Origin of the sequence: Bradyrhizobium sp. CCBAU 45394 (genome assembly GCF_028128655.1) — a bacterium.
Lineage (GTDB): Bacteria > Pseudomonadota > Alphaproteobacteria > Rhizobiales > Xanthobacteraceae > Bradyrhizobium > Bradyrhizobium diazoefficiens.
Window position 1 is genome coordinate 1 of the sequence record NZ_LBIX01000011.1, and the last position, 1,813, is coordinate 1,813.

The following is a 1,813-nucleotide window of genomic DNA, read 5'->3' on the forward strand; positions in this document are numbered from 1 at the left end:
TCGCTGTTGTCGATTATCTCAGCCGCGTTCAGCAAAAGTAGCAACCGACGAGCATAAGATTGCTTGCCCATCCCGCTTAGCGCCCGCTAAAGCGGAAACAGTTTGCTTGCGCCACAACCGGCGAAGCAGCTGCACCACCAACCAGCCCGATGAACTCCCGCCGCCTCATATTGCCTCGTGATGCGCCCGGGAGTCTTACTGCCCTGCTTGCCAAACCGCGATGTCCGAAGCGGGTCGAGGCCGACATCTGCCCGGCCCGATGCCGTGCCTTCTTGGAGTCAAAACGCGGAAAACTCAACGTGAGCAAGCTCAGTCCGCTACGCCCCATTGAACGGACCTCAATGAGGCGTGCTACCACTTCGCTGATGGGCCACAAGCGGACATAGGTGCGGGATGTCTCGTCACTGACTGGTCTCGTTTTGTCTTCGGATCAGAGACATATCCGAGACGCGGGTAGTGATGGACAATCCATGCTGTCTAAGACCACTCCATCCGACCCATAACCCGACGAGGCCGAACAAACTGGCCGCAGGAAGAACCCAGGTCATTCTTCTGGCGCCGAACGCAGCGGCTATCGCAGCGCAAAATACAGCGACTAACACAATAGGAAGGACATATGGCCAGTTTCCGACAACTCCGTCCAACCCCCTTCGGCCAATAAGCAATACCGCAATCACTCCGAAGCAACTCATGCCTAAAAGGAGGACATTCCCGCCGATGTCCAACACAAGGCTTACCCCGTGCTGTGGGATGGATCGGCCCCCGAGCACGTGTTCGTAAAGACGAACGCCCGAAGCATAGGTCATAAGAAGACAGAACAACCCGAATACAAAGCCGATCGTCTTGAAGAGAGGCCTTGCTGTGTGTACTTCCATGCCGGGCACCCATCGCGCCTGTGAGGCGTTATTGAAAACAACCTTAGTTCTCGGCGAAAGAGTCGAGGAGCGCACGAAACCGTTTCCTGATCTCGTCCGCTTGGTAAACGTATTTGCGACTAAATTCCAAATTCAGAACGCCGTATTCCGCGCCGGTGTGCTCGGCGAGAGTGCAATAAGGATTCTTGTCGGAGATCTTGTTGCAGGCAAAAATCAGAGGCCCCTCGGTCGTACCTCTCATAAATAGATCGGAATCCGCCTGGCATAGCTTGTAGCCGGATTCGACCTCTCGAAACTCGCCTTGGCCTTTCTGTTCACACCGACGCTCCCACTGTCCCTTTCGCTCGGAAAAATCCAACTCTTCCTGTCCTCCTCGGATCGTTGCGCTCACCTGATCATGGAAGCCGTCGCGATATGGATGCTCGATAAATCTATCAGCATTGTTCGCGTTCCTAGGCGTCAAGCCGGGGAGCAGGACGTGAATTTCGAACGTCGTCGTTCGAGGATTGGGGGCGACAGCTGATCGATCAAGATCCACGAGGTAATTGCGCGGCACCCTGTATACCTTGTTGCCAAAACGGATCGAAACCACCGCGGTGCTAATGGACGGATGCTCAAGTAGTTGATCTGCGCTAAATGCATTCCGTTGTACCATCTCTGCAAATGACCCCCGTTTATTCAAAAGTGGATCTGGATTGCCGGGATGAATGAGCAATCGGTAACTGAAGAATAGGCCAGCTATCAGCACCGCGACCGCGGAAGAAATGACCCACTTCATCATGTCGGATGTTTCGGCGCGGGTCTCGCGGTATTGCCTACGTCCAAATTCGGGCATGTTCCCTGCTCGGCTCGCCCCCACTGAGGCACACTTTCTTGGTTGCAGTTCGTCGGTCGTCAACCAAGAGCCGGGCAATTACTCAATTTTCCATGAACAGCGT

The 1,813-nt window shown here is 54.6% G+C and carries 1 protein-coding gene; it reads right to left on the reverse strand.

The window, feature by feature from the left end; all coding sequences use genetic code 11:
• Window positions 1-918: 918 nt before the first annotated feature.
• Window positions 919-1,710, reverse strand: coding sequence for a hypothetical protein (locus WN73_RS07130; RefSeq protein WP_271552166.1), 792 nt, complete (start codon window positions 1,708-1,710; stop codon window positions 919-921).
• Between the last annotated feature and the right edge of the window lie 103 nt (window positions 1,711-1,813).